The sequence below is a fragment of the Enterococcus sp. S183_ASV_20 genome (genome assembly GCF_018919685.1).
GTDB classification, from domain to species: domain Bacteria; phylum Bacillota; class Bacilli; order Lactobacillales; family Enterococcaceae; genus Enterococcus; species Enterococcus faecalis.
The window spans coordinates 1-972 of sequence record NZ_JAHLRI010000150.1 but is presented as its reverse complement, the minus strand read 5'-3'; the positions used below and the strand labels follow the sequence as shown (position 1 = coordinate 972).

1 protein-coding gene is annotated in these 972 nt (G+C 35.6%); it reads left to right on the top strand.

Translation table 11 applies throughout. The features are described from left to right. On the top strand, positions 1-972 hold a 972-nt coding region (locus KQI94_RS16120; protein ID WP_216454660.1), incomplete at both ends, for an ABC transporter transmembrane domain-containing protein.

Below are 972 nucleotides of genomic sequence, written 5' to 3'. Positions count from 1 at the left end.
GTACTCACGTTACCAATGAACTTTTTCGCAACCCGGAAATCAGGAGAAATTATCTCTCGCTTTTTAGATGCAAATAAAATTATCGATGCACTTGCCAGTGCTACTTTATCTGTTTTTTTAGATATAGGTATGGTGCTATTGGTAGGAATTACCTTGGCGATTCAAAATGGAACGTTATTCTTACTCACTTTGGCTTCATTGCCCTTTTATGTAGTCGCTATTCTAGCTTTCGTCAAGAGCTATGAGAAAGCCAATCAAGAAGAAATGGCTGCTGGTGCTACCCTAAATTCAAGTATTATTGAAAGCTTAAAGGGGATTGAAACTATTAAAGCCTATAGTGGGGAAGAAAAAGTATATGATCGAGTAGATAGAGAATTTATCAAATTAATGAAAAAATCCTTTCGGACGGTTACCTTAGACAACGTACAACAAGGAATTAAACATACTATTCAATTAATTAGCAGTGCACTTATTCTGTGGTTAGGTTCTTTTTACGTAATGGAAGGGAAAATTAGCCTTGGTCAGCTTATTACTTACAATGCATTATTGGTTTTCTTCACGGATCCCTTACAGAATATTATCAACTTGCAAGTTAAAATGCAGACAGCACAAGTAGCTAATAAGCGCTTAAACGAAATATTTGCAATTGAGCCAGAGAAAACAAATGATTCTTCATTCGGTGAAATTTCCAATCAAATATTTCGAGAAGGAATTACTTTAGAGAACGTATCCTTTTCTTATAACATGAAAGCACAAACGTTAAACAATATTTCTTGCACGATACCACCTAAAAGCAAAATTGCTTTGGTAGGAGTCAGCGGTTCGGGAAAATCAACTTTGGCCAAATTACTGGTCAATTTTTATGCTCCTTCAGAGGGAGTTATTCGTTATGGGAAGATGAATCATTTAGATATTCCGTTTCAGCAATTGCGAAAGCATGTTACCTATGTTCCTCAAGAATCCTTTTTCTTC